Genomic DNA, 24680 nt, shown 5'->3' with positions numbered 1-24680 from the left:
GCGCTTGCCGTCCACTAACCCCGTTGCCAACAGAATTCATCCGATTTTCCTCTAGTTATTCGTATTGTTGGTATACTAAAATGTAATTTCGGACGGTATTGGCCCTATTTGGGAAGGCGGGATAACACTGGATAGTCGTCGCTCTCAACAGACCGTAAGCAAGCGAGGACGAAGCATCGGAATTTCAGCGGGGATCATTTTTGTCGCAACGTTAATTAGCCGTCTTACCGGCTTTTTGCGAGAAATCGTCATGGCGGCTTATTTCGGCACATCTGCGTTGAATGATGCCTGGCTTATGGCTTCGGTGTTGCCCAACTTATTGTTCAGCACCATAAATGGAGCCATTTCCGTTACCGTAGTGCCCTTGATGACGCAAGCCGATGCCCAATTGTCAAAGCGTTCGGTACAGAATTTTATCAATGAAGTCTTTACAGCCATTGTTCTGGTTTCAACGTTTCTTATCGTATTTGGCGAAATTTTTGCGCCGGAACTCATGCGACTTGTGGCTCCTGGTTTTCACCACAAAGAACTCGCTCTCACCGTGTCGATGACGCGCATCATGATTCCCACCATATTGTTTTGGGGTCTGGCGGGTTTAGTAGTGGGGATTCTCCAAGAACGAGAAGAATTTTTATATCCGGCCCTATCACCTGTCGCTATCAATATTGTCCGCATTGCCACCATTGTTACCTTAGGCCACTTCTTTAGTATTCAAGGGGTAGCCGTGGGCTTCTTACTGTCTGTTCTCTCCCAGCTCTTTGTGACGATCCCAGCACTCAAACGCGCAGGCCTGCATTTGCATTTCCGATGGCATTTTAGTCATCCTCTGTTACGCAAGATGATCCGCATGTCGGGTCCATTTTTTGTCACCAGCTCCGTCGGGACCCTTGGGGTGATTGTCGATAGAATTTTGGCCTCTTCTCTTGTCACCGGAAGTTTAGCAGCCCTTAACTATTCGTATGTATTGGTGCAAATTCCTGTAGGTCTATTAATTTCGTCCTTGACCACCCCGATTTATACGCGGCTCGCTCAACATCAAAGTCATCATGATTTGCTCACGTACCGTCAACTTGCCATGCGTGGTTTTCGGTTGGTCATCCTCATTATTGTACCGATCACGCTATGGTTCATGATCTTATCCATACCCATCTTACGTCTTATTTACCAGCATGGAGCATTTTCCAATTATTCCACCCGTATCACCGCCAGCACCCTGTTGTTTTGGTCTATCGGTTTACCGGGATTTGGCTTGTCCTTTTATTTACAAAAGTTGTTTTTTGCCACACAAGATACCAAAAGTCCGGCCCGGTTTAGTATTATTACTATTCTGTTCAACATCGTGGGGGATCTCATTTTAGTCCGCTTTTTGCAAGCCGACGGACTCGCCCTAGCCACCGCCTTAGCAGCCTGGGTGAACACAACTCTTTTAACCATTAAAGCCCTTAATCCGCGGCATAATAGCGACTTATTGTTTCGCCCCTTTGTTCTAAAAATTGGTATCACAGCGGGAATCACGGCTGTTGTGGTCTATGGACTCAGAGAATGGTTTTCCTTGGACTACATTCATGGATTCTTCCCCTTGGCCTTTGCTCTTAGCTCAACTGTTATCGTCTCAGCGTTAGTTTACCTCACCCTCTTAACCCTTTTTCGTTTTCCTGAAATTCGTGAACTGTTGCGACGGCTCTTGAAAAATCGTCATAAGTTACAATCCTCCGAGACCTGATCTGCCAAATTTCTTCCATAATATTATGTTACAATGTTATGTAAGAGAGGTGACGATCATGGCCATAAAGCAACTGATCGAGGCTCCTCTTGTAGTGGTGACGAATAGGGAGCCTTACGTTGACGAGCGCTCCAATAACGGAATTCGAACCATACAGAAAGCGGGAGGAGTGGTATCAGCCTTAGACCCGCTTCTACAGGACATTGGCGGACACTGGATCGCATGGGGAAGTGGCAGTGCTGATATCGAAGTATCACCCGGAGGAAAACGCCAAGTTCCTCCTGAGCATCCACGCTATACGTTACACCGGATTATGTTAAATCAAGAAGAAATTCAAGGCTACTACGCTAAATATTCCAACCAAGGACTGTGGCCGCTGAGTCATATGTTGATAGAACGTGCTCAGTTTTCTCGGCGTGCCTGGCAAATTTATCGGAATGTTAATCAAAAATTTGCCAAGCGCGTAAGTGCTGTAAGTCCGGAAGGTGCCTGGGTTTTTTCTCATGATTATCAATTATCCTTGCTGCCGGCGTTTGTGCGCAAATCACGGCCCGATGTGGCCATAGCTCACTTTTGGCATATTCCTTGGCCGCCATTAACGATTTTTCGCTTATGCCCTCAGCATCAAGAAATTTTACGAGGCTTATTAGGCGCCGATGTGTTAGGGTTCCAAAGCGAATTGGATGTTGACAACTTTTTAAATGCCGTCGAACGAACGTTAAAGGTGCCCGTAGACCGTGATTCAGGAATGATAACCTGGCAAGATCGCCACGTGCATGTAAAATCATTCCCCATTTCGGTGGATTTTGCAGCCATTCAACAATTGGTTGAGACACCCCGGATTCGCCGGTGGGTACGCGGCATTCGTCGTCACATTGAACACCGCGATCAAATTCTGGGCATCTCAGTAGATCGGGCCGACTATACGAAAGGCCTCCTGCCGCGTCTCGATGCCATAAAAGAATTCTACAGTCTATATCCTCAGTATCGTGAACGGGTAACCTATTTGCAAGTTGTGGTACCATCTCGCACTGAAGTCGCGGAATATCGGCGGTTTTATGATCGGGTGGCAAAAAAGACTCAAGAAGTTAATCAACTCTTTGCCACGTCATCATGGACCCCCATCATCACGCTACCGCACAGTATTGATCGGCCGCGTTTAATGGGCTTATTTCGGGCAGCAGATTTTGCTGTGGTCAGTTCCTTAGTCGATGGCATGAACCTCGTTGCTAAAGAATTTGTGGCCGCGCAGGTCGACAAACGTGGTGTGTTATTACTAAGTGAAACCACTGGGGCCGCGAACGAATTAGAAAACGAAGCGTTTCCCATCAACCCCTTAGATCCTGAAGGATTTGCCAACACGCTCCATGAAGCGTTATCCATTTCAGCTGATGAACGCGCTGCCCGAATCTCGACCATGCGGGCACATTTGATGAAGCATACCATCTATGACTGGATGGAAGACATTTTCCTCACATTAAAAATGGCAGCTCAGTCCTATGTGTAAATCTTTGCTAACGGTACCAATTCTCGCCAATATTTCACAACAGCATCACAGTCAAAGTTGGATATGGTTTTTAGACATTGACGGAACATTACTGGATATCGCTCCGACACCACAATCGGTCGAAGTCTCTCCGGAATTAGTGCAAGCATTGGCACGATTGACGCAGAATCAGCGGCACCGTGTCGCATTAGTGAGTGGACGGTCCTTGCAAGATATCGAGCAATTGTTTCCTATTAATGGATTAAGTAAAAGTGGAAACCACGGGGCCGAGTATCAATGGGCCAATGAATCATGGCTGCATGACTCGTCCCAGCGGTTTCTTTCTGTCCGGCCCCAGATCTTACAAAGGCTTATGTCTCTTTCGTCTCTTTTTCCAGGACTTTATATCGAAGACAAACAGTACTCGATTAGTGTGCACTACCGGCATGTCGACCATTCACAGCATCCGCAACTGGCCGAACAATTGCAACAGCGGTTAGCTTTTTCTCAGGATATTGTGATTTATCCCGCAAAACTGTGCTGGGAAATTCGTCCACAACCCGGGCCCACAAAGAAGGATGCTGTAATCACGTTATATCGCATTCTGTCCGCTGGACTGCCCCAGCCCATTTTGCCGATTATAATGGGCGATGACCGCACGGATGAAGATGCCTTTGGAGCGCTGGAGTCTGGGGTTACAGTTCATATCGGACAGAATGCGAGCCGCGCACGGTTTTGGCTGCCTTCTCCTCAGCATGTCCGAAAATTATTGGCAGAGATTAGTTCTCACCCTGAACTTTTGCTTTCCACGGATCCTGGCGCCGGAGGTACTCTATAATCGGTAATAATGGTTCCACTCGATTAAAGGACGGCACCAAATAAACCCCCTGAATGAGCGGCATAAGCTGCTCCATCAATTTCAAGGCCAAATCGATACCTAACGCTGTTCCGTCTTGAATATTCTCGAACTGTTCAAGAATGTTTTGCCCAATGATGATACCAGGCACTTCATTATGCAAATACACAGCTTGGCGGTAGGACACCAGGGGCATAACACCTAATAGCAAAGGCACTGGCAATCCTCCTAATTTGTCCAGAAACCTTTCGAGTTGCTCAGGTTGATAAATTGGTTGTGACATCACGAAATGGGCACCGGCCTCTAACTTTTCCCGAAACCGTTGTAATTCGTGATCCAAATCATCGGCATTAGGATTTACCCCAACACCGATATCAAACGCCGTATGACCCCCAATTTTTTGACCGAGAGCGTCCTGTCCCGCATTAAATGCATTCAGCACCTTGACTAATCCGATGGAATTGATGTCATAGACAGCCGTCGCATGCGCATAATCACCTAATCCCGGTGGATCCCCGGTTAAGGCCAGAACATTGCGAATGCCTAATGCATGGGCCCCTAAAAGATCACTCTGCAGGCCCATCAAATTTCTGTCCCGGGTGGTAAAATGCAATATGGTTTGCACTGGGAGATGTTCAGAGATCAAACGTGCTGTCGCTAAAGCACTCAACCTCACACGCGCCATGGGGCTGTCTCCGATATTAATACAATCGGCTCCATGCTCGGTTACAACGCGCGCTGAATCCAATAGTCGATGAGGATTCACACCACGCGGTGGATCTAATTCAACGCTAATGATAAATCGTTTGTAAAAAAACTGGGAAATTCCCTGGTCATGACTTTCACTATGACTAATCTCTAAAGACGCACTGGCATCGGTGATATCTCTCACCGAAGGTATGAGTTGAGGTTTTGAATCATGACTTAATGTCATTTGAAGCGCTCGAATATGCTCAGCAGTGGTCCCACAGCAGCCCCCAATGACATGGCATCCCGCTTCTCGTAGGGCAGAGGCAATCGTGGCCACATAGCGTGGCGTAGCAGGATAATGAACATGTCCCGCAACCAGACCAGGCTGACCGGCATTAGGATAAGCTGCCAAAGGAATACCTAGTTCCTTGGCCTTAGGTGCCATCCGAATAATGGCATCTAACAGGGGAGCTGGTCCGCTACCGCAATTTGCCCCCACTAAAGCCGGTAACCCACCTGGCAAAGATGCCATGGCTTCAATGGCTTCTTCAGGACTGAGCCCATAGCGCGTGGTCCCTTGTGGAGAAAAGGCAAAAGAAACGGCAATAGGCAGATTTGTCTCAGAACGAATGGCCTCAACCGCAGCACGCACAGTCGGTAAGTCGGACATGGTTTCAACGATAAATCCATCAACACCACCCGCTAGCAAGCCAGCAACCACCGGGCGAAAATATTCGAGTGCCTCTGCATAGGGTACGGAAGGCATCACCTGGGAATCAACGGGTTGGGCCAAAGGACCCACGACGCCAAGAATCCATGCTTCGCCGCCAAAAATATCACGAGCATGGCGGGCAATTTGAGCGGCCCGGCGATTTAACTCCACCACATCGGCGTCAATACCCAGCGCTGCGAGTTTATGTCCGTTAGCAGAAAACGTATGCGTTTCGATTAGTCGTGCTCCGGCTTCCAGATATTTCAGGTGTAAATTCATCAACACGTCGGGTTGGCGTAAGGGAACTAAGGGTAGAGCAATTGACTCTACCCCTTCATCCATTAAAGCGGTTCCGACAGCCCCGTCACCCAAAATCCAGCCCGCATCTTGCAGCACTTGGCTTAAGGTCTTCACTGCAACCCGTCCTCTTCACGGACCTCTTGTACTGCTTGCGCCATTACCCGCAACTTCTGCTCAGCTTCTTCCCAAGTCCGGGTTTTTAACCCGCAATCCGGATCAATTAACAAATTATCTAGGGGAACAATTTCTAATGCCCGGCGAATTCCCGCTTTGACTTCGTCAACGGACTCAATCCGGTGAGTATGCACGTCGACAACGCCTAAGGCTAGTTCCTTAGATTTTGGCCAACGATAACGACCCAATAAGTCAAGCAACGCAAAATGTTGATTAGCCGCTTCCAAATCTAATTGATCGACGGGCAAATCAAAGAGACCGGGTAAAATCGTCTCGAAATCCCCATAACAAATGTGACTGATTGTTTTAGCACGAAGTCCCTTGGTCACAATGGCCATTGCTTCGATCGCCAAATCTAACTCCTCAGGCCGTGTGGAAATAGCGGGCTCATCAATTTGAATATATTGAGCACCGGCATTCTCCAATGCCACCGCTTCTTCGTGCACTAAATGGGCCAAGTCCATAACCAACGAACGGCGATCGGGATAATACGCGTTAAATGACCAGTCGCAAATAGTATAAGGCCCTGTCAGCATTCCCTTCACGGGTTTATTCGTCATTTGCGAGGCCTTTTGCCATGATTTTACCGTCAGTCCAACAGAATCCCCTAGGGCCACCACATTTTCCACAATCGGCTTGCGATAGTACCGATTACCATATGAACGGACCGGCAACGATTCAGAAAATCCTTGCCAGTTCTCAGCGAAATAGGCGACCATATCGCCCCGTTCCATTTCACCGTGCACAAAAATGTCAATGCCTAATTCTTCCTGCAAAGCAATGACTTGGCGTGTTGCCTCCTCTTCGGCTTGTTGTAACTGTTCCAACGAAATTTGGCCCCGTCGAAATTGAGAACGTGCCGTAATCAACTTGCCAGGTTTCGGAAAACTTCCCACACTGGTGGTTAATAAATGTTTTGCCATCAAGGTCCGTCCTTTCTTTCCTTTAAGCGTTAATCAATGTCTTGATATCTTTAAGTAAACGGACCTTTTGCTCGGCCCTGTCGGGAGGCAAAAATTCCAGTCCACAATTCGGGTGAATCCACACTTTGCTAGCGCCTTGTCTGCGAATAATCGGCTCAAGATGATGCAAGACCTCACGAGGTTCTTCTAGCCGCACATTCCGTGCATCCAAAAGACCGACGCCTACGTCCATTGGTAGCGCCGTTTGAGATAAAACATCTAAAATACTGGGATCGCTGATTGCATCAAAATAAATACGTGAAAACGGCAACGCTGATAACCGTTCAAGCCACGGGCTTGACTTTCCCCAATATAGGGCAATCGATTGTTCTAAGGAAATACCGGGATCAAGTAAAGCTCGATAGGCTTCTTCGACTTGATTTTGAGAAAGCGTAGCGTTACGGGCCAAGGCCGGCTCATCCCACTGCAATTCAACAATGCCGGTATCCTCTAAATGCTTGACGGTTAACCGCATGACATCGATCAAATCGGCTAATAAAGCGTCTTGATTCGCATAACTTTTGTCTTCCGCCAGTTCGAGAAATGTAAACAGACCGGGTAAAGCCACTTTCACCGGCACTGGAGATCGTTTTGCCGCTTCCCGGGACCACGCCGCTAATGTTCCTCCTTGATATTGCAGGCGGCCAGTAATTAAAGGATGACGCACGTAAAAATTGTTGTCAAACAAACGAATTAATCCGGCACTTTGTACGTTATCCAAGTCTCGCACAACCGGGTCAAATAAGTCGTACCAGCGAATTTGTCCATCGGTTGTCCGGTCCAATTGCGCTTCAGCAGCGAGATCAACTACGCGGCCAATCACTTGGCTATAGGTGTCAAACAGTTGGCTCGGAGTCAACAGTCCTTTTTCGAATCGCTGAATGGCTGAACGTACGTTGGGCCCGGATCCCGCAGGAATTTTCGGATATGAGCCCATGACAGTCGTCTTCATTTTTCCAGTATCTCTCCTATCGTGCATGATTTGATACCGTGAATATCGGTTATCATGCTTGTCTCATCTTCTTAGGATCCGGCATGGTGCATTTATGCGCATGACCATAAAAAAAGCGCCTATCACGAGAAGAGGCGCAATGCTCTTCTCATCTTAAAGAATACAAAGTATTCTTCCGGAATTGGCACCCACCCTAAAGGGGTTGCCGGGCTTCATCGGGCCAGTCCCTCCGCCACTCTGGATAAGAAGTGTTCCTATAGAATTGATTAGCAAAATACCATGGCCTGTCCGTATGGTCAAGAGGACAAATGAAAAAATCTATAATTGCCATTTATTGCCATACGTGATAGGCTTCTATCTAGGAGGTGGTACGATGTCTTCTCCCGGGTCATCGGTTTCCAAGGATCGGCAACATGGCGGTTTGGTTACTAAATCTAAAAGGTCGCGGAGCCGTCTCATCCTGCGTCGTGTTTTCCTGCTCATTTTCATTCTTGGCGCCTTGATATTATGGCAACTAAGTTTCGTCATTAAAGAGCTGGGCAATCTCCAACATGAATTAGAAACATGGAAAACAACTCGGGCACTGCTGGGAGCATTTCTTACCTATGTGTTAGCCCAAATTTCCCATTCGGTTCATAGTCTCTGGGTCGATGTTTTTCATTAAGTGACGTCAGGCCCAGCCTAATAAAAAAGGGCTGCACGTTAAAGGGTGCGGCCCCATTGACTTAGTTGACAAAGAAGAATCTATGACCCATAGTTTAACGACGACCTAAACGCAGCAAGAATAGGAACAAATTGATGATATCCACTAACAGTGACACCGCCAGGACAATTGCTGTCCCATTAGTCGGTAATGCGCGACCCCGGTACCGCATAATCGAGAAATCAAGCAATAAATACCCCGTGAAAATAACCACACCAATCAAATTATATGCTCGCGAAGCAACGACTCCGAACATACTTGGTAAGAAAAACGATAGCAAACTCGTTATGATAAGCATCAATAAACCAAGAAACAATATCGGCGCCAATTTCGAAAAGTCCCAAGGAATCCATGACACTATGGCAGCGGACAACAACATGGCCACCAAAATAGCCCCTAGTGTCGTAATAAAAAGATGATTTTGGTACAAGATGGCATACCAAAGAATAGGGGCAATAGCAATTCCCAAACCAGCGGCTACAACAATGCCCCAAAACAACGCAGCCCCGGCATTAGCTTGATTACGCGAAACGAAAATCGTTCCTACCATTGCCGCAATGAATCCCATCCAAATTCCTAATGACCCCAAGCTAACTCCAAATAAACTCGCCAACATGAGAACGACTAATAATAAAGCCAAATATCCCAAGGTACGAGCCATTAAAGACCCTTTAATTCCATCAGCCACTGAGTAAGTATAAGGTGTCCGGTTATACATAGATCACTCACCTCCTGTACAATTTTGTCATACATCAAAAGTCAAGAAATGTCAAATAGTTAAAATGTGCTCTTCCGTACGAAGCGCTTGCAGACAACGCCATCTTCCGGGAAAATAGACCTGATGGTGAAAATGATACGTTGTTGCGTCTTATGGCTATTATTGCCACGGGCATCATGTTTTAAACGATAACGTCGCGTTTGAGAAAGAAGGCGTGATTGATGGCTGATCAAAATGATGGCATGTCTTTTGAAATTTTAGCCGCGAGCATTCGGGATATTCGTCATGATATCCCCCTTCTCCTATCGGTACTGGCAAACAAGTTTGAACAAGCGTTGCCCGAACGCGTACACGTCACACGTCATTCAGGGTTGTTCACCCGAGACAATTCCATTACGTCCATTACTCTCGAATTCGATAATGTCCATTACATGCTGAAGCACAAAGCCGGACGTCTGGAACCGCTACGGCAAAAAGTCGTGCACGATGTCGTGTTAAAGACAGAAACACTAAGTTTTGATGATTGGATTGCTGAGGTCTTGCAACAACTCATTCAAGAAAGTGATCATAATGAAAATATACGCAACATGCTCGATCGCTTTCTCACTTCGTAAACCTGTGACGCAGTTTATTTCAACAGCATGGAAAGGACGATAATAACGTGCCGGCACACGAATCTCGCGATTGGCATCTAGAAAGTCTAGCCGCTCACTCTGGAGTCGGACAGGACCGTCTCTATGGGGCCGTCAGCACACCAATTTATCAAACTGTCACATATCGGCATCCAGGAACCGAATTAGGTCCCTATGATTATAGCCGGACCGAAAATCCCACCCGGCACGCGGCCCAAGAAGCGATTAACCGGTTAGATAATGGTGCAGGAGCCCTCCTTTATAGTAGTGGCATGGCCGCGCTGACTGCACTGGTGCACACTTTACAACAAGGCGATCACGTCATTATTACTGAAGATGCCTATGGCGGCACTTACCGTATCATGGTTGACATCTTTTCCAAATTTGGCATCGCGTCGAGCATGGTTAATACCCGCGATATCGACGAGGTCAAACAACATATCACCTCAAAAACACGCCTGTTCATTGTGGAAACGCCGAGTAATCCTCTTTTGCGTATTAGTCCTCTAGAGGATCTTGCTGAGCTTGCACATGCACATCACGCCGAATTGGCAGTGGACAACACATTCATGACCGCTGTTCGCCAGCGTCCACTGGAACTTGGAGCCGACTACGTCGTGTATAGTGCAACTAAGTACTTGGCAGGCCATAATGACGTGTTAGCGGGTGCCATTGTGTGTAAAACCGCGGAACAATATGACAAACTTAATGAACTAACCAATGCAACGGGTAGCGTTTTAGGACCATGGGACGCGTGGCTACTTCTTCGCGGTTTAAAAACCCTTGCCATTCGAATGGATCGCCAAGAAAGTAATGCCCGCCGTATTGCTAATTTTCTATCCCATCATCAAAATGTGCGTCACGTGTATTATCCTGAGCTCGCGGACAATGATATGAAGGAACGGCATTTACGCCAGGCTTCGGGCTATGGGGCCATGTTGTCATTCGTTCTCACACATCCTGAAGACTATGCATCTGTCATGGACAGGCTTCAAGTGATATTACCAGCGGTTAGTTTAGGTGGCGTAGAATCCTTAATTACGCATCCTTATAATGAAACCCACCGGGAACTGCCAGAGCCAATGAGACGTCAACTTGGCATTATTCCAGGACTCATGCGCTTATCCGTAGGCATTGAGCACATTGACGATCTGCTCACGGATTTAGATAATGCCTTACGCTAAAGGTCATGTTGGAATACGCATTATGAACCATTTAAGGAGTGAATAGCGATTACAGACAAGCGCACTCAGTTTGTGCATACCGGTTACGAAATTGATCCGGCCACTCAGGCAGTCACTCCTCCCATTTACCGGGCGACTACCTATCATCAAGCGGATCCTTGGGATCCTCCCCCCTATGACTATGCTCGTTCAGGGAATCCCACCCGTCATGCCTTCGAACAAGCGATGGCCGATTTGGAACACGGTGTGAAGGGATTTGCGTTTGCATCGGGAATGGCCGCGTTAACCGCAGCATTTATGCTGTTATCTCAAGGAGATCATCTTATTGTCACCCGCGACTGCCAAGGAGGCACCCAGCGCGTTCTACGGGGCGTTTTTAGTCGTTTTGGCATTCAGGTGAGTTATGTGGATACAGAAGATTTTGATGCCCTGGAAAAAGCCGTAAGACCCAATACTCAAGCGATTTTGGTCGAAAATTTCAGTAATCCCTTTTTGCATGTAACCGATATGCCCCGTTTGGCACAATGGGCTCACCAACACCAGTTGCTGGTGATGGTTGACAATACATTCATTACGCCATATTTACAAAACCCATTAACACAAGGTGCCGATTTGGTTATTCATTCTGCGACCAAGATGATCGGCGGTCATTCTGACATAACCGCGGGGGTTGCCGTGGCTAAAGAAGAAGACCTGGCCCGACGGCTGTACTTTATCCAAAATGCCTGTGGGGCCATTCTATCACCCGACGATGCCTACATGAGTTTGCGTGGACTCCATACATTGCCCGTGCGCATGGACCGCGCCCAAGAAACCGCAATGCAACTCGCAACGGCCCTTGTGACCCATCCCCGGGTGCAACGAGTCTATTATCCCGGCCTGAAGACGCATCCGGGACATGAAATTGCCAAACAAACTATGCGTGGATTTGGGCAAATGCTCACCATCCGTTTAAAGGATGCTGGCCTAGTCCCAGAATTGGCTCATCATCTCCGCTTAGCCCGGGTTGGTGCCGGGTTTGGTGGGACTGAGACCATTATCTCCTTGCCCGAATTGCACTGCCATGCCGCTTTGACCCCGGAAGAGCGCTATGAACGGCAAATCACGCCGGATGTTGTCCGTATTTCGGTTGGTCTGGAATCCACAGCAGATTTACTTCATGATATTCTCGATGCCTTGGATAAGGCCGGATCGTAAAAGGCCAGGGAATAAACCCCTGGCCTTATTTTGGTTTTTCTTTCATCAGGAACCGGTCTCATTGCTGTGTTCTTGTAACCATTGCTGTTTGGCTAAACGCCGAACCACCTTCCCCGATGGTCCAATAGGTAATGAATCGACCACATCAATCACATACGGGCGCTTGTAATCAGCAAGTAGGGTCTTCGCCAACTCATGAAGACTGTCAACATCAATGGTGTGGTTAGCGCGTGGCACGACGAGTGCTACTACCCGCTCCCCACGTCTGGCATCAGGAATACCAAAAACCGTCGCCATCGCCACATCTGGACTCCGGGACAAAACTTCTTCGACTTCAACCGGATAGACATTTTCTCCCGAAGTGATTATCATGTCTTGCTTGCGATCCACTAAATACAACAAACCTTCTTCGGAGATATAACCCATGTCGCCAACCGTAAGATAGCCATCATTCGTAAAACTTTCACGTGTTGCTTGCTGATTATTGAAGTATTCTTTCATCAATGACGGACCTTTGACAAATACTTCCCCAATTTCACCGGCCGCGAGAGGCTGCCTTTGGTCATCTAGTATGCGAATGCTTTGACCAATGATGGGATAGCCGACCGATCCCAACGGTCCATTGAGACGGTGGCGAATAACGGTACATGCGCCATATTCGGTTGCCCCATAAATATCATAAAGGCGAACATGGGGAAAACCCAGAAGAATACGGTCCCTTAAGGTACTATCCAAAGGCGCTGACGCGGTGAGGATGACACGTAAAGTTTGGGCATCTAGCTTCCCCGCTTCCACGGCATCGGCCAAAAAAGTTAATAATGTCGGAACAAACATACTATAGGTCACCTGGTGCTTATTCATCTCATCCACGATGTGTTGAGGATGTATGCTGCGGTGAGGATAAATAACACAGGTGGCCCCAATAATGACAGATAATGTAACAACCCATAAGGAATTTACATGAAACATGGGGAGGACGGCCAAACCAATATCATCGGACGAAATGCCTAATTCCGCAACAAGTGTCAACGCAATCATTAAATTGCTAACGTGACTTCTCACTGCCCCTTTCGGTTTGCCTGTTGTACCGGAGGTATAAACAATGACCCACGGATCCTCTTCAGAAATTGTTAGGGAGAGAGGCGCGTCATCTGCTTGACTTACTAGGTCTTCCCAAGACCGGGAGCGGTCTTCCCCTTCAAGATGTGTATAATAAACCGGAAGTAGATTTTCCACCGCATTGAGTGCAGGTCGCAGGTCTTTATCCGCGACGATCAAACTAATTTGACTATCCATTAAAGCATAGCGAATTTCATCCGGTGACCACCGAAGATTAATAGGTACACCAACTAAACCGGCTTTAGCTAAACCAAAATATGCTTCTGCCATGTCCAACCCATTTGGCAAAAGAAGACCAACGCGTTGTCCCTGCTTTAATCCCTGCCCTAAAAGCGCTCGCGCAATTTGGTTGGTCTTGTTATCCAATTCAGTAAATGTTAGGGATTGTTCGCCGAAAACTAAGGCTTTCTTATCTTTATATCGAATTGCCGCACCATGGAGTGCCTCTCCTACCGTTAACACAATGTCCTCCCATATTGAGTTAGTTAAAGGTTGCTCAAGTTTGCGGCCGCACTTTTAGCCGCATCTCAAAAACTTGGGTAACAGCCATTGCTATTACTGTTATACACATAATAGCGAACATGATGTGCGTCGTCGATACAACAAAACGCCCTAAGGTATGATCATGAACCAGGGCCCAAATCCAATAGAGCAAACCAACTCCTGTCGTCAATACCACTTCCCAGCGACGCCGGGCCACAGAATATAACATGGCGATATTAAGGAATCCAAGACAGATCATCCCCCATCCATACTCGGCAAGCCATGGCACCACCGGGAAAAAACTCTTTCCCAGAACCATTAACACTAAATTGTGCCCATATACCACAAACAACCATTCTCCAATCGCCGCTAGCATTCCATATAATCCCACGGTCATAGCCGCGTAGCGATAACGGTGTATGGGATCTGCCAGCACCGCTGTTAACATGACGGTCCCAAGACTCCCCGACACAAATTGCAAACTATGGCCAATAGTTGCCAAACCCGTATACTGTCCCGCTGCAACGGGCGACAACGCATACTTGGCTGCCAATCCATCAACGAGCGCAAATAACACATTGATAATGCCAACAATCGCTGTGCCCACGATCACACCGGATGGAGTCTCCTCGCCTTTTAAAGGCACGTGTGTGGTCATCACGCGACTAACATACCAAGTAACCCAGGCCGCAATGCCCTCTAAAATTCCTACAGCCGTTAATCGATACCCGCTCCACAGAGCTCCGCCAGCGGCGATAACGCGAAAACCGGTGTTCAATATCCCTAGTAATCCAACCCATAAATACCATCGTCCCCGTTGCAGCATCCCGACATTGGCCGCTAACGCTAGACTAGGAACAACCTCGGCCGTGAAAACTACCAACAATGTCGGATTCACATCAAATAAATGGGCTAACATGCCCCGGGCTACCCAAATCACGACCCAAAGACTCAAACCGCCTGTCCACAACCCCAAGCTCTGGAGATAAACATTGTGGCCTTCATCTTTGCCCATACGCGTGTAAATGAGCGTGACAACAGATGCCGGAATCACCATAAATGTGGTCACGTTTAAAAACGTCGCTAAGTCCCCATAGAGTCTAGGACCTAAGACATGAGCCAGAACGACGTGATACAAATAGTTGAAGACTCCGGCTAAGAGAGTTGCCAACCCAAAGATTAGATTATCTTCCCAAAAAGCTTTGAATTTGGCCATGAAAACCTCCTCGATGTGGCCTTAGGCAGTCGTTGTTCCTTGCTTTTTTACATTCTGAGTGTTTTCAGACAAAAATATAGCCCAGGTTACGGGAAAACCTGGGCGAAAAATATTATGGAGTTCATTCAGATAAGCGTCAGTTCCAATAGAACCGACATTCTGATATTGTATCTTCGACATCAACAGGGAAAATCCTACCGTTCTCGATGAATTTCTTAGTCGTTTGACGACTAAACGCGCATTTTTAGGGTTGACGCCCAATTTGATGCAATAACAATTGCATCACCGCATTATTTGCATAGCCGATGTGCCATAGGGCAATTCCTGCCAAATGATCTTTCTTGGCCAACTGAATTTTTTGATTCATCCCTTGTAGGCTTTCCCACCACGCAATATGTGGGCCTGTAGCAGTAGTGTAATCAGCATATGTTTCTTGATAGCGTGTGCTCCACTTGGCATGCTGAATCATTGGGGTTGTTAGAGCATTATAAGGGATCGTCGTAGCGTGCGTGCTGCCCACAGGCCATGAATACCCATACAAGGCTATGCCGAGATCAATCTTAGAAGCCGGAACCGAATGGAGCATTCGAGAGAGAATATTTTCGACCCATCCGAGGGCTGCTACGGGACCTGCAGGACTGCCGTCGTCGTGTTCATCATAACTCATGAGCACAAATTGATTGACTTCCGGTGCTAGTTTGCCAAAGTTATAGGCTCCGCCTGAGTGTGGTACAACATCCATGGTAATGGTATCCGTTCGCGGCAAGAAATCTCGTAAATCAATCATAAAGCCCGTGAGCTGGTTCACATAACGTGTATGAGGAGGTTCGAAATCAATATTCACTCCCTGGTAATGCATTTTGCCGACCAGATCGGCAATATTCCTGGCAGCGATTACACGGGTAATGGAACTGGCTAAGAAGGCCTGGGTTCCAGTACCGTCATTAATTAACGGCGTAATGGCAATGTGTTCTTTTTCCGCCTGATGTAAAATTGCGGAATTCACGTGACTAATTAGGCCGCCATGGGCATCTAAGGAATACCAGAATGGCGCCAGGTCAGTAATGGCATGGGAATGAGTATACAATGGTGTTAAGGGACCGGACACATCATTCGCCCAAAACGCTAAGACCTTTAACGGCGGGGATTTTGACGATGACGTTTTGTTGGCCGCATGAACACCGATGCCACAGCCTGCTGTCAGCAGACTCATCGCGGTAAGAACCGACAAAGTCTTAAGCCGGAATGCTCTGGAAAATCTCATGATTATCACCTCTCTTCCAAGTTTCACCCGTGTGAGATGGAAGCATGCTTTTAAGCGACTATGAGGTTTCAGGAAAAAATGGCGTATATTAGCGGGATGGTTTTACAAATTTGTCCAAAAATGGATTCTTCGAAAACTCTCATTTAGCTCTCATACATAAGAGGCATAGTGTAACTATGTAAAAGACCGTGCCGAGAGTGTGGAGGAGGGATTCGTATGGTTCATCAAAAACCTCTAGCCCTACCCGCACCCCAGGAAGAACATTCACACCATGTCCGGGGGGCTGCTGCTAAATGGGTTGCGAGTATTGGACTGTCAACCATGACGGCGTTAAGCATTTTTTATGCGGTTAATTGGCAGCCTCTGACCCATTTACCGGAATTAGCTAAAGCACGTGTACTGCACGAACAAGTTCAATGGACCCCGTTAAACCGGGTATCGCCATGGTTCCAAAAAGCTCTCATTGCCACTGAAGATCGTAGTTTTTACACGAATTGGGGTATTTCTTTTCAGGGCATCGCTCGCGCTGCGTGGGTAGATTTACAAACGGGGCAGTTCACCCAAGGAGGCAGCACGATAACGCAGCAATTAATTCGTAATTTAATGCTGTCGCCCGTGAAAACTATTCCCCGTAAAGTTAGTGGAATTCTCTTGTCATTGATGGCAACCGACTTATATTCCAAAAAACAAATTTTGACAATGTACATCAATGAAGTCTATTTAGGTGATCATGCGTACGGCGTTGGTCAAGCTGCTCAGTCTTATTTTGGTGTACCCGCCAGTGCACTCACGTTACCCGAAGCGGCACTCTTAGCAGGGTTACCGCAAGCTCCATCGGCGTATGACCCGCTCGTCAATTTCCCATTGGCAAAACAACGCCAATGGGAAGTATTAAATAGCATGGTCCACGACCATATGATTACCCAACAACAAGCCCTACACGCCTATCAAGCGCCCCTGCCCCTAAAATCGCCTCGGCAAAGTGCCTAATAAACGATAAGAAGCCCCCGCAGAGAGAGATCTACTGGGGGGCTTCTTTTCCGATACTAATGCTATCGACGCAACTTTTTCAATTCACCTAACAGACGGTCATTAAGAACGCGAATGTGGGTTCCCTTCATGCCGAGAGACCGCGATTCAATCACTCCAGCCGATTCAAACTTCCGTAAAGCATTCACAATGACCGAACGAGTGATACCGACCCGATCAGCAATTTTGGACGCAACCAACAGTCCTTCCTCGCCACCAAGTTCATCAAAAATGTGTTGAACTGCTTCGAGTTCGGAGTAGGATAACGTATCGATGGCGACTTTTACTGCGGCTTTCTTGCGGGCTTCCATCTCCAACTCGTCAGATTTGGAACGTAAAATTTCCATAGCCACCACGGTTGCCCCATATTCGGCCAAAACCAAGTCTTCATCATTGAATTCCCGCCCAAACCGCGAGATCACCAATGTCCCCAGGCGGTCGCCACCTCCATTGACCGGAACCACCGTCGTGATTTTGTTCTCGTACAAACATGGTTTATCATGGAAAAAAACACATTTTCGTGATTCCTGCGAAACATTGGGATAGGTCTCATCAACTTTCAAAAGACCATTATTATAATTCGCGGGAAAAATCTCTTCGCCCAAAACTTCCCGAATCATGATATCGCATTCAAACCCGTCCAGTAAGCTATATCCCAAAACCTTACCGCGCCGACTGACAACGTAGACGTTTGCTTGAATAAGTTCGCTTAAAATTTTAGCCATTTCTTCAAAGTTTACCGGATGGCCAGCCGTTCGCTGTAGTAGTCGATTAATGCGTCGTGTTTTTTCGAGTAATTCTTCCACGACATGCACCTCCTTGATTCGACAAAATCCCCTGTCGTCACAATTTTCACCACTCGAGTATACCACAGCAAAGTTCTAATGTGGTAACGAAAAAAAAATTCAGAGTATATACCGATTGATGTCAATATTCTCTGCAATCTTAGCCAGCCGTTGTTGCACATAAACTGCGGTAATCGGAATGGTCTGACCCACTAAATCGGGCGCAGAGAAATTCAGTTCTTCCAGTACCTTTTCCAGGATAGTGTGTAGGCGCCGGGCTCCAATGTTTTCGGTATCCCGATTGACCTGATAGGCATAGCGCGCCATTTCCCACAATGCGCCGTCATCGAATTCCACTTTAACGCCTTCTGCCCCCAGAAGAGCTTGATATTGCTTGATAAGGGAGTGCCGCGGTTCAGTCAGAATTTTATAAAAGTCTTCTTCGGTTAGAGCGTTAAACTCCACTCGTATCGGGAACCGTCCTTGTAATTCGGGAATGAGATCACTAGGTTTCGATACATGAAATGCTCCTGCAGCAATAAAGAGAATATGATCCGTCTTAACCGGCCCATATTTGGTATTGACCGTGGATCCCTCGACTATCGGCAGAATATCACGTTGAACTCCTTCCCGTGACACATCCGGTCCACGCCCTTCATGACTGCTAGACGCAATTTTATCAAACTCATCAATGAAGATAATGCCTTGTTGCTCAGCTCTCCACAGGGCTTCTGCATGGGCCGCATCGGTATCGATTAATTTTTGAGCTTCTTCCTGGGTCAATACCTTCCGTGCCTCGGCAACCGTCATCTTACGGCGTTTTGTTCGCTTGGGTAACAAGCCGGAAAACATTTCACCAAGATTCATTTGATTTTCTTCCCCACCAGGAATATTTCCCATAAAAGGTAATGGTGGACCGGGATCTTCAACTTCCACTTCGACCACTTCGTTTTCCATGGCTTTCATCCGAAGTTTTTCCCGCACCTTGCGCCGTTCTTCTTCGATCCGGTGACGTTCTTCAATACTTATACTGGATGTTGCCTTGTTGGGTCGATTTCCGCCCCCAAACAATGCTTCAAAGGGATTGACAGTCGTTGAGCTATCCTCAGGAAACGGAACTAAAGCATCCACTAAACGATCTTCCGCGATGCGCTCCGCTCGATCTTGGACAGCCTGACTTCGTTCTTCTTTAACCATTCGCACACTAGTTTCGACGAGATCGCGTACCATCGCATCGACATCGCGGCCGACATAGCCGACCTCGGTAAATTTTGTTGCTTCAACTTTCACAAAGGGTACATGCAAGAGCCGTGCCAAGCGACGGGCCACTTCCGTTTTTCCCACTCCAGTTGGCCCAATCATCAAGATGTTTTTCGGGGTAATATCTTCTTGCAGTTCGGGATCGAGCTGACTCCGCCGCCAGCGGTGCCTCAGAGCAATTGCAACCGCCCGCTTGGCTTCCTCTTGACCAACAATATATCGATCGAGTTCTTCGACGATTTTCTTGGGTGTCATCAATGCATCGTCCATGACAAAACCTCCTTTTTCCTTCGGCAAAAGTGTTAATTCAAGGTTTCAATAGTCAAATGGTGATTGGTATAGATACAAATATCCGCCGCAATGTCCAAAGAACGTCTAACCAAATCTTCTAAAGGCAGCGGAGGCTCAATCGACGAAAAGGCCCGCGCAGCTGCCAAGGCATAACTGCCTCCCGATCCAATAGCGGCAATATAGTCATCAGGTTCTATCACTTCGCCTGTTCCGGACAAAATAAATAAATGTTCGGTGTCTGCTACTAATAACAAGGCTTCCAATTTACCCAGCATCCGATCGGTGCGCCATTGACGAGAAAGAGCCACTGCCGCGCGTTGCAGGTTGCCGTGACTTTCTTCAAGTTTCCCTTCAAAAAGTTCGAACAAGGTCAATGCATCCGCTACCGACCCAGCAAATCCCGCCAATACTTTATTATGATACAAACGTCGAACCTTTGTCGCCGTGTGCTTCATAACAGTATTTTGGCCGAAAGTGACCTGACCATCTCCCCCAATCACCGCTTTGCCGTCTCTCACAATCCCGAGAATTGTTGTCCCATGAAATTCAATGGCTGCCACTCTCATCTCTCCTTCATTGTTTCCATTCGCTCTATGGCGCCTGCGCTCCTCAAGCACGAGGATGGGCATTTTGATAGACTTTAGCAATATGTTCTTGGGACACTAATGTATAAAGTTGTGTCGTACGTAATAAACTGTGGCCCAAAAGTTCTTGAATCACCCGCAAATCGGCACCATTCATGAGCATATGAGTCGCAAATGAATGCCTCAGCCAGTGTGGGCTGATATTTCTTTGAATCGCGGCTTTGGCCAACACATTTTTTACAATCCGCCGCACACTACGTGTAGTCAGCCTGCCACCCCGGTAATTAACAAAGAGCGCCGTGGTGCGTGTGCGGATAAGAGCCTTTCTTCCTCGAAGTAAATATTCATCCAGTGCCTGAGAAGCTTTAGTGCCGAAGGGCACCACCCGCTCTTTTCCGCCTTTGCCTTTGACGCGCACAAAACGGCTCGTCAAATCCACATCAGCTATATTTAAAGATACCGCTTCTTGACTTCTGAGTCCCGCTCCATAAAGAATCTCCATTAAAGCCCAGTTTCTAAGTCCTAGAGGACCCGGCATAGTTTTGGCGCTTTCAATCAGATCATGGGCTTCATCCATCGTTAGAGTTCGGGGCAATAAGGGGCGAAACCGTGGAGTGAGCACTCGACTAGCAGGATTGTCGGTGCGCCATCCCTGTCGCTTAACGAACCGGTAAAACGATCGAATCACAGCCAATTTTCGGGCCACAGTTCTCGGAGCCAATCCCTGTTTCATCATCGATGATATCCATGCCCGAATATCCTTGGTGCTAACCTGATCCAACGCGCCGACAAAATTTTCTAATTGGTGTAGATCCTGAGCATATGCGCGGGCGGTGTGTTCAGATGCTTGCTCCACCAACATGAGTGTTTGGATATAATACTCAATCCACTCATTAACGGGTTTCATGGTGCGATACCTCAACACCGATGCGTTCAAGATACTCTTTCAATGACGCTAAGGCCCGGTCTCTCAACCAACGCCGCCGTGCTTTTTTGTCATGGATCTGTTGAATTTCTGGAGGTAACGTCAAAAGTCCAAAATTGGCATTCATCGGTTGAAAATGCTCCGGATCAGTATGGGTAATATAGTACGCCAACGCCCCCATCATCGTGTCCTGAGGGAAAGGTTGAATTTGACCATGCTCGAGCCATTGAGCAATGTACCTCGCTACCATAATGCCTGTTGCAGCCGATTCCACATAACCCTCAACGCCCGTCATTTGACCAGCGAACCACAAGTCTTCTCGCACCTTCGCATTTAATGTCGGTCTTAGTATCGCGGGTGACTTCAAGTAGGTGTTGCGATGCATCACCCCGTAGCGCACAAATTCGGCATCATGCAACGCCGGAATAAGTCCAAACACACGCTTTTGTTCTCCCCAACGCAAATTCGTCTGAAAACCCACAAGGCTCATTAACGATCCCGCAGCGTTATCACGGCGTAGCTGAACGACGGCATAAGGTCTACGGCCTTGTTCAAACGGATTTTCAAGGCCAATGGGTTTCATCGGACCATATAGTGGGGTTTTCACACCGCGTCTGGCCAATTCTTCAATTGGTAAACATCCCTCAAAAAAGGCTGTGGATTCAAAATCATGCCCCATATGTTGTTCCGCATGAATTAAGGCATCATAAAACGCCATGTACTCATCCTTAGTTAAAGGACAATTCAGGTAATCTTGATTTCCTTCCCGTGATCCCCAAAACGCGTGATTCATATCGACGCTTTCGGCTAGAACAATGGGAGCGGCCGCATCGAAGAATGATAACATTTTCGCCCCAACTAAATCGGAAATGGCTTCGGTCAATGATTCGTGCGTTAAGGGACCGGTAGCAATAACGGTCGGCCCGCTTAAAATTTCGGTCACAACCTCATGGTGAATCACAATATTCGGATGACCTTCCAGAATCTCGGTTATGCCCTGACTAAATGCCTCACGGTCAACCGCTAACGCCGACCCCGCCGGAACCCTAGCCGATTCTCCCGCCTTAATAATAAGTGAGTCCAATAACCGCATTTCATCTTTTAATAAGGTTGCTGGTGCCAGACCGAGTGTCGAACCCAGCGAGTTGGAACAGACTAGCTCGCCAAACTTTCCACTCACGTGAGCAGGTGTCATGGTCTGGGGCCGCATTTCGAATAGGTGAACTGTGAAACCTAACTGGGCCAATTGCCATGCAGCCTCGGATCCGGCCAAACCTCCGCCAACAACATTGACGTCATTGAGCTTGCTCTTCTTCATAACCGCATCCCTCCCGCAAGCACATGAGACTTTCGTGATTGCCGCGTCGTTTAAACGCCATGCTTGATCCACAACGTGGGCATTGTTTGTCACTCGGGCGATTCCACGTCACAAAATCACATTCGGGATAACCGGCACACCCATAAAAGACGCGTCCTTTACGGGTACGACGAACCACTAAATCTTTTCCGCATTTTGGACACATCGCGCCAGTTTTTTCGACAAAAGGCTTCGTAAAATCGCACTCAGGATATCCAGAACACGCTAAGAACTTGCCAAACCGGCCATATTTAATGGTCATGGGTCGCCCACACTTCTCGCAAACTTCATCCGTCGTCTCTTGCGGCAGTTCCACTTTTTCAATATCTTCATCGGCCCGGTGTAATTCTTCAGCAAAACGGTCATAAAATGCGTACAACACATCTTGCCACTGCATATCATTGGCAGCAACTTGGTCAAGTTGTGTCTCAACATCTGCAGTAAACCGTGTATCAACAATCTCCGGGAAATATTGTTTTAATAAATCGACAACAACCCGCCCCAATTCGGTGGGAATTAATTTCTTCTGCTCCCGGTGCACATAATCCCGTTGAATCAGCGTTTCCACAATCGGTGCATAAGTTGATGGGCGACCAATGCCTAGTTCTTCAAGCGTTTTAACGAGACTCGCTTCCGTAAACCGAGGAGGTGGTTCAGTAAAATGTTCTTGAGACGTGATATCCGAGATGGGTAGTACCATACCTTGATTAACCGCGGGCAATGGACGCGATTTGGCTTCATCTTGCGCATTGGGATCGGCGTCGTCAAACGATTCTTGATAAACCACGGTAAATCCCGGGAACTTAATCCGGGAACCCGTAGCCCTAAAAATCGCGTCCTGGTCTTTGACATGCAAATCTATCGTGGTAGAATCGTACACCATTGGCGCCATTTGACTGGCAACAAATCGTTCCCAAATTAACCGATATAAACGCAATTGGTCCCGGTTGAGACTGCTCTTAAGACTTTCGGGATGACGTCTGATATTGGTCGGTCTTATCGCTTCATGAGCATCTTGAACCCCAGGTTTCGTCTTGGTTGGACGTTTCGCTTCTTCCGAGGGCACATAAGAGCGACCATAACGTTCTTCAATATATTTCTTGGCATCGTCACGGGCCACATCAGCAATACGGGTGGAGTCCGTACGAATGTAAGTCACCAATCCTACGGTGCCTTCCCCGGCCACTTCCAATCCCTCATAAAGCTGTTGCGCCAGGCTCATGGTACGTTTAACAGAGAATCCCAATTTGCGGGAAGCCTCTTGCTGTAATGTCGAAGTCGTAAAGGGTGGTGCGGCAAATCGTCTCTTTTCGCGCACTTTCACCTCAGCAACAACCACTTCCATGCCAGGTCGCACCTGCGCCAAGATTTGCTCCGCTTCCTTTTGAGATACGCGCCCCTTTTCCCCTAAAGGCGCAATATAATGAGATAATAATGTGCCTTCTTCAGTTATGGCTGTCATGTCAATGGTAAAATATTGCTCAGGCACAAACCGCAAAACTTCATCTTCACGATCCACTAACAATTTTAACGCAGCACTTTGGACCCGTCCTGCTGACAATCCTGGACGCACTTTTCGCCACAATAAGGGAGACAATTGATAACCTACAACACGGTCCAATACCCGCCTCGCCTGTTGGGCATTGACCAGGGCCATATTTATGGGCCGGGCTTGTTTAATCGCATGATTCACCGCATCTTTTGTGATTTCATGAAATTCAATACGCCGAACATCACGTGGAGCAATGTTCAAGGCTTCGGCCAAATGCCACGAAATCGCTTCTCCTTCACGGTCAGGGTCTGTCGCTAAATAGACGCGTTCTGACTTCTTAGCCGCTTCTTTGAGCTCTTTCAGCAGAGGGCCTTTCCCTCGTATTGTAATGTATCGTGGCTGGAATCCTTTAGCCACGTCCACCCCAAACTGGCTTTTCGGTAAATCACGCACATGTCCCATTGACGCTTTTACCTGGAATCGGGATCCCAAAAAGCGACTGATCGTCTTCGCCTTGGCTGGCGATTCTACAATGATTAGAGGTTTAGCTTTAGCCATGATAACCCTCCCGGGTACAAACATTTTT

21 protein-coding genes and 1 riboswitch are annotated in these 24680 nt (G+C 47.5%); of the genes, 8 read left to right on the top strand and 13 right to left on the bottom strand.

The annotated features are described in order from the left end of the window. Positions 1-235: 235 nt before the first annotated feature. From murJ to otsB, 3 genes are read left to right on the top strand one after another with little or no spacing between them, the layout of a single operon-like run. Entirely contained in the window at positions 236-1723 is a 1488-nt protein-coding gene (gene murJ, locus AOA63_RS05175; RefSeq protein ID WP_242848278.1) for a murein biosynthesis integral membrane protein MurJ, read from the top strand. Positions 1724-1781: 58 nt separating this feature from the next. Further along, positions 1782-3230: an alpha,alpha-trehalose-phosphate synthase (UDP-forming) gene (locus AOA63_RS05170; protein WP_053958697.1), complete on the top strand. Its 1449-nt coding sequence runs from the start codon at positions 1782-1784 to the stop codon at positions 3228-3230. Next, on the top strand, positions 3223-4047 hold the full coding sequence (gene otsB / locus AOA63_RS05165; protein WP_053958696.1) for a trehalose-phosphatase: 825 nt from the start codon (positions 3223-3225) through the stop codon (positions 4045-4047). The genes AOA63_RS05170 and otsB overlap by 8 nt, the downstream gene beginning before the upstream one ends. Here otsB and AOA63_RS05160 read toward each other — a convergent pair. The 3 genes from AOA63_RS05160 to AOA63_RS05150 are packed head-to-tail and all read right to left on the bottom strand — an operon-like array spanning position 3989 to position 7855. After that, positions 3989-5881 (bottom strand): bifunctional homocysteine S-methyltransferase/methylenetetrahydrofolate reductase, encoded by a 1893-nt coding sequence (locus AOA63_RS05160; protein WP_053958695.1) that lies wholly within the window; start codon positions 5879-5881, stop codon positions 3989-3991. The genes otsB and AOA63_RS05160 overlap by 59 nt on opposite strands. Beyond that, complete coding sequence (locus AOA63_RS05155; protein WP_053958694.1) at positions 5878-6864, bottom strand: methionine synthase; 987 nt, start codon at positions 6862-6864, stop codon at positions 5878-5880. The genes AOA63_RS05160 and AOA63_RS05155 overlap by 4 nt, the downstream gene beginning before the upstream one ends. A 22-nt stretch (positions 6865-6886) precedes the next feature. Next, entirely contained in the window at positions 6887-7855 is a 969-nt protein-coding gene (locus AOA63_RS05150) for a synthase (RefSeq protein WP_053958693.1), read from the bottom strand. 145 nt (positions 7856-8000) lie between these two features. Then, a riboswitch (SAM riboswitch) is annotated at positions 8001-8103 on the bottom strand. A 125-nt stretch (positions 8104-8228) separates the two neighbouring features. Here AOA63_RS05150 and AOA63_RS05145 point away from each other — a divergent pair. Beyond that, on the top strand, positions 8229-8519 hold the full coding sequence (locus tag AOA63_RS05145) for a hypothetical protein (protein ID WP_053958692.1): 291 nt from the start codon (positions 8229-8231) through the stop codon (positions 8517-8519). A gap of 94 nt (positions 8520-8613) precedes the next feature. On the opposite strand, the gene AOA63_RS05140 is transcribed toward AOA63_RS05145, so the two are convergent. Further along, positions 8614-9276 (bottom strand): Bax inhibitor-1 family protein, encoded by a 663-nt coding sequence (locus tag AOA63_RS05140; protein WP_053958691.1) that lies wholly within the window; start codon positions 9274-9276, stop codon positions 8614-8616. Between the two features lie 221 nt (positions 9277-9497). Between AOA63_RS05140 and AOA63_RS05135 the strand changes: the two genes are divergently transcribed. The 3 genes from AOA63_RS05135 (at position 9498) to AOA63_RS05125 (ending at position 12289) form a co-directional block, all read left to right on the top strand. Beyond that, on the top strand, positions 9498-9890 hold the full coding sequence (locus AOA63_RS05135) for a hypothetical protein (RefSeq protein ID WP_053958690.1): 393 nt from the start codon (positions 9498-9500) through the stop codon (positions 9888-9890). 47 nt (positions 9891-9937) lie between these two features. Beyond that, a complete protein-coding gene (locus AOA63_RS05130; RefSeq protein ID WP_053958689.1) occupies positions 9938-11092 on the top strand; it encodes a trans-sulfuration enzyme family protein in 1155 nt (384 codons plus the stop codon). Between the two features lie 72 nt (positions 11093-11164). Continuing rightward, positions 11165-12289, top strand: coding sequence for a trans-sulfuration enzyme family protein (locus tag AOA63_RS05125; protein ID WP_171822615.1), 1125 nt, complete (start codon positions 11165-11167; stop codon positions 12287-12289). Positions 12290-12334: 45 nt separating this feature from the next. Here AOA63_RS05125 and AOA63_RS05120 read toward each other — a convergent pair whose 3' ends face one another. The 3 genes from AOA63_RS05120 to AOA63_RS05110 form a co-directional block, all read right to left on the bottom strand. Further along, positions 12335-13870, bottom strand: coding sequence for a class I adenylate-forming enzyme family protein (locus AOA63_RS05120; protein ID WP_053958687.1), 1536 nt, complete (start codon positions 13868-13870; stop codon positions 12335-12337). A gap of 34 nt (positions 13871-13904) precedes the next feature. Then, positions 13905-15107, bottom strand: coding sequence for a lipopolysaccharide biosynthesis protein (locus tag AOA63_RS05115; protein ID WP_053958686.1), 1203 nt, complete (start codon positions 15105-15107; stop codon positions 13905-13907). A gap of 244 nt (positions 15108-15351) precedes the next feature. Further along, positions 15352-16371, bottom strand: coding sequence for a glycosyl hydrolase family 18 protein (locus tag AOA63_RS05110; RefSeq protein WP_053958685.1), 1020 nt, complete (start codon positions 16369-16371; stop codon positions 15352-15354). Between the two features lie 216 nt (positions 16372-16587). Between AOA63_RS05110 and AOA63_RS05105 the strand changes: the two genes are divergently transcribed. Beyond that, positions 16588-17361 (top strand): transglycosylase domain-containing protein, encoded by a 774-nt coding sequence (locus AOA63_RS05105; RefSeq protein ID WP_053958684.1) that lies wholly within the window; start codon positions 16588-16590, stop codon positions 17359-17361. Between the two features lie 62 nt (positions 17362-17423). Here AOA63_RS05105 and codY read toward each other — a convergent pair whose 3' ends face one another. From codY to topA, 6 genes are all read right to left on the bottom strand, one after another. Continuing rightward, a complete protein-coding gene (codY, locus tag AOA63_RS05100) occupies positions 17424-18206 on the bottom strand; it encodes a GTP-sensing pleiotropic transcriptional regulator CodY (protein ID WP_020374734.1) in 783 nt (260 codons plus the stop codon). A gap of 99 nt (positions 18207-18305) precedes the next feature. Next, a complete protein-coding gene (gene hslU / locus AOA63_RS05095; RefSeq protein WP_053958683.1) occupies positions 18306-19715 on the bottom strand; it encodes an ATP-dependent protease ATPase subunit HslU in 1410 nt (469 codons plus the stop codon). Between the two features lie 32 nt (positions 19716-19747). Continuing rightward, the gene (gene hslV / locus AOA63_RS05090) at positions 19748-20302 is read right to left on the bottom strand and encodes an ATP-dependent protease subunit HslV (RefSeq protein WP_171822614.1); all 555 of its coding nucleotides are present in this window, start codon (positions 20300-20302) and stop codon (positions 19748-19750) included. 43 nt (positions 20303-20345) lie between these two features. Further along, on the bottom strand, positions 20346-21227 hold the full coding sequence (gene xerA, locus AOA63_RS05085) for a site-specific tyrosine recombinase/integron integrase (RefSeq protein ID WP_053958682.1): 882 nt from the start codon (positions 21225-21227) through the stop codon (positions 20346-20348). After that, positions 21214-22563, bottom strand: coding sequence for a methylenetetrahydrofolate--tRNA-(uracil(54)-C(5))-methyltransferase (FADH(2)-oxidizing) TrmFO (gene trmFO / locus AOA63_RS05080; protein WP_053958681.1), 1350 nt, complete (start codon positions 22561-22563; stop codon positions 21214-21216). Before trmFO ends, xerA begins: the two co-directional genes overlap by 14 nt. After that, positions 22541-24652 (bottom strand): type I DNA topoisomerase, encoded by a 2112-nt coding sequence (topA, locus tag AOA63_RS05075; RefSeq protein WP_053958680.1) that lies wholly within the window; start codon positions 24650-24652, stop codon positions 22541-22543. The genes trmFO and topA overlap by 23 nt, the downstream gene beginning before the upstream one ends. Between the last annotated feature and the right edge of the window lie 28 nt (positions 24653-24680).

It is taken from the genome of Sulfobacillus thermosulfidooxidans, from assembly GCF_001280565.1.
In the GTDB taxonomy this organism is placed as follows: domain Bacteria; phylum Bacillota; class Sulfobacillia; order Sulfobacillales; family Sulfobacillaceae; genus Sulfobacillus; species Sulfobacillus thermosulfidooxidans_A.
Note: the sequence above shows the minus strand (reverse complement) of the source record. Positions and strands in the feature narration are given on the sequence as shown.

Coding starts and splice junctions, on each gene's coding strand:
- hslU (WP_053958683.1), bottom strand. CDS start 19,715: ATGGACGATGCATTGATGACACCCAAGAAAATCGTCGAAGAACTCGAT.
- AOA63_RS05145 (WP_053958692.1), top strand. CDS start 8,229: ATGTCTTCTCCCGGGTCATCGGTTTCCAAGGATCGGCAACATGGCGGT.
- AOA63_RS05105 (WP_053958684.1), top strand. CDS start 16,588: ATGGTTCATCAAAAACCTCTAGCCCTACCCGCACCCCAGGAAGAACAT.
- AOA63_RS05115 (WP_053958686.1), bottom strand. CDS start 15,107: ATGGCCAAATTCAAAGCTTTTTGGGAAGATAATCTAATCTTTGGGTTG.
- trmFO (WP_053958681.1), bottom strand. CDS start 22,563: ATGAAGAAGAGCAAGCTCAATGACGTCAATGTTGTTGGCGGAGGTTTG.
- xerA (WP_053958682.1), bottom strand. CDS start 21,227: ATGAAACCCGTTAATGAGTGGATTGAGTATTATATCCAAACACTCATG.
- AOA63_RS05150 (WP_053958693.1), bottom strand. CDS start 7,855: ATGAAGACGACTGTCATGGGCTCATATCCGAAAATTCCTGCGGGATCC.
- AOA63_RS05155 (WP_053958694.1), bottom strand. CDS start 6,864: ATGGCAAAACATTTATTAACCACCAGTGTGGGAAGTTTTCCGAAACCT.
- topA (WP_053958680.1), bottom strand. CDS start 24,652: ATGGCTAAAGCTAAACCTCTAATCATTGTAGAATCGCCAGCCAAGGCG.
- AOA63_RS05170 (WP_053958697.1), top strand. CDS start 1,782: ATGGCCATAAAGCAACTGATCGAGGCTCCTCTTGTAGTGGTGACGAAT.
- AOA63_RS05140 (WP_053958691.1), bottom strand. CDS start 9,276: ATGTATAACCGGACACCTTATACTTACTCAGTGGCTGATGGAATTAAA.
- otsB (WP_053958696.1), top strand. CDS start 3,223: ATGTGTAAATCTTTGCTAACGGTACCAATTCTCGCCAATATTTCACAA.
- AOA63_RS05110 (WP_053958685.1), bottom strand. CDS start 16,371: ATGAGATTTTCCAGAGCATTCCGGCTTAAGACTTTGTCGGTTCTTACC.
- hslV (WP_171822614.1), bottom strand. CDS start 20,302: ATGAGAGTGGCAGCCATTGAATTTCATGGGACAACAATTCTCGGGATT.
- AOA63_RS05135 (WP_053958690.1), top strand. CDS start 9,498: ATGGCTGATCAAAATGATGGCATGTCTTTTGAAATTTTAGCCGCGAGC.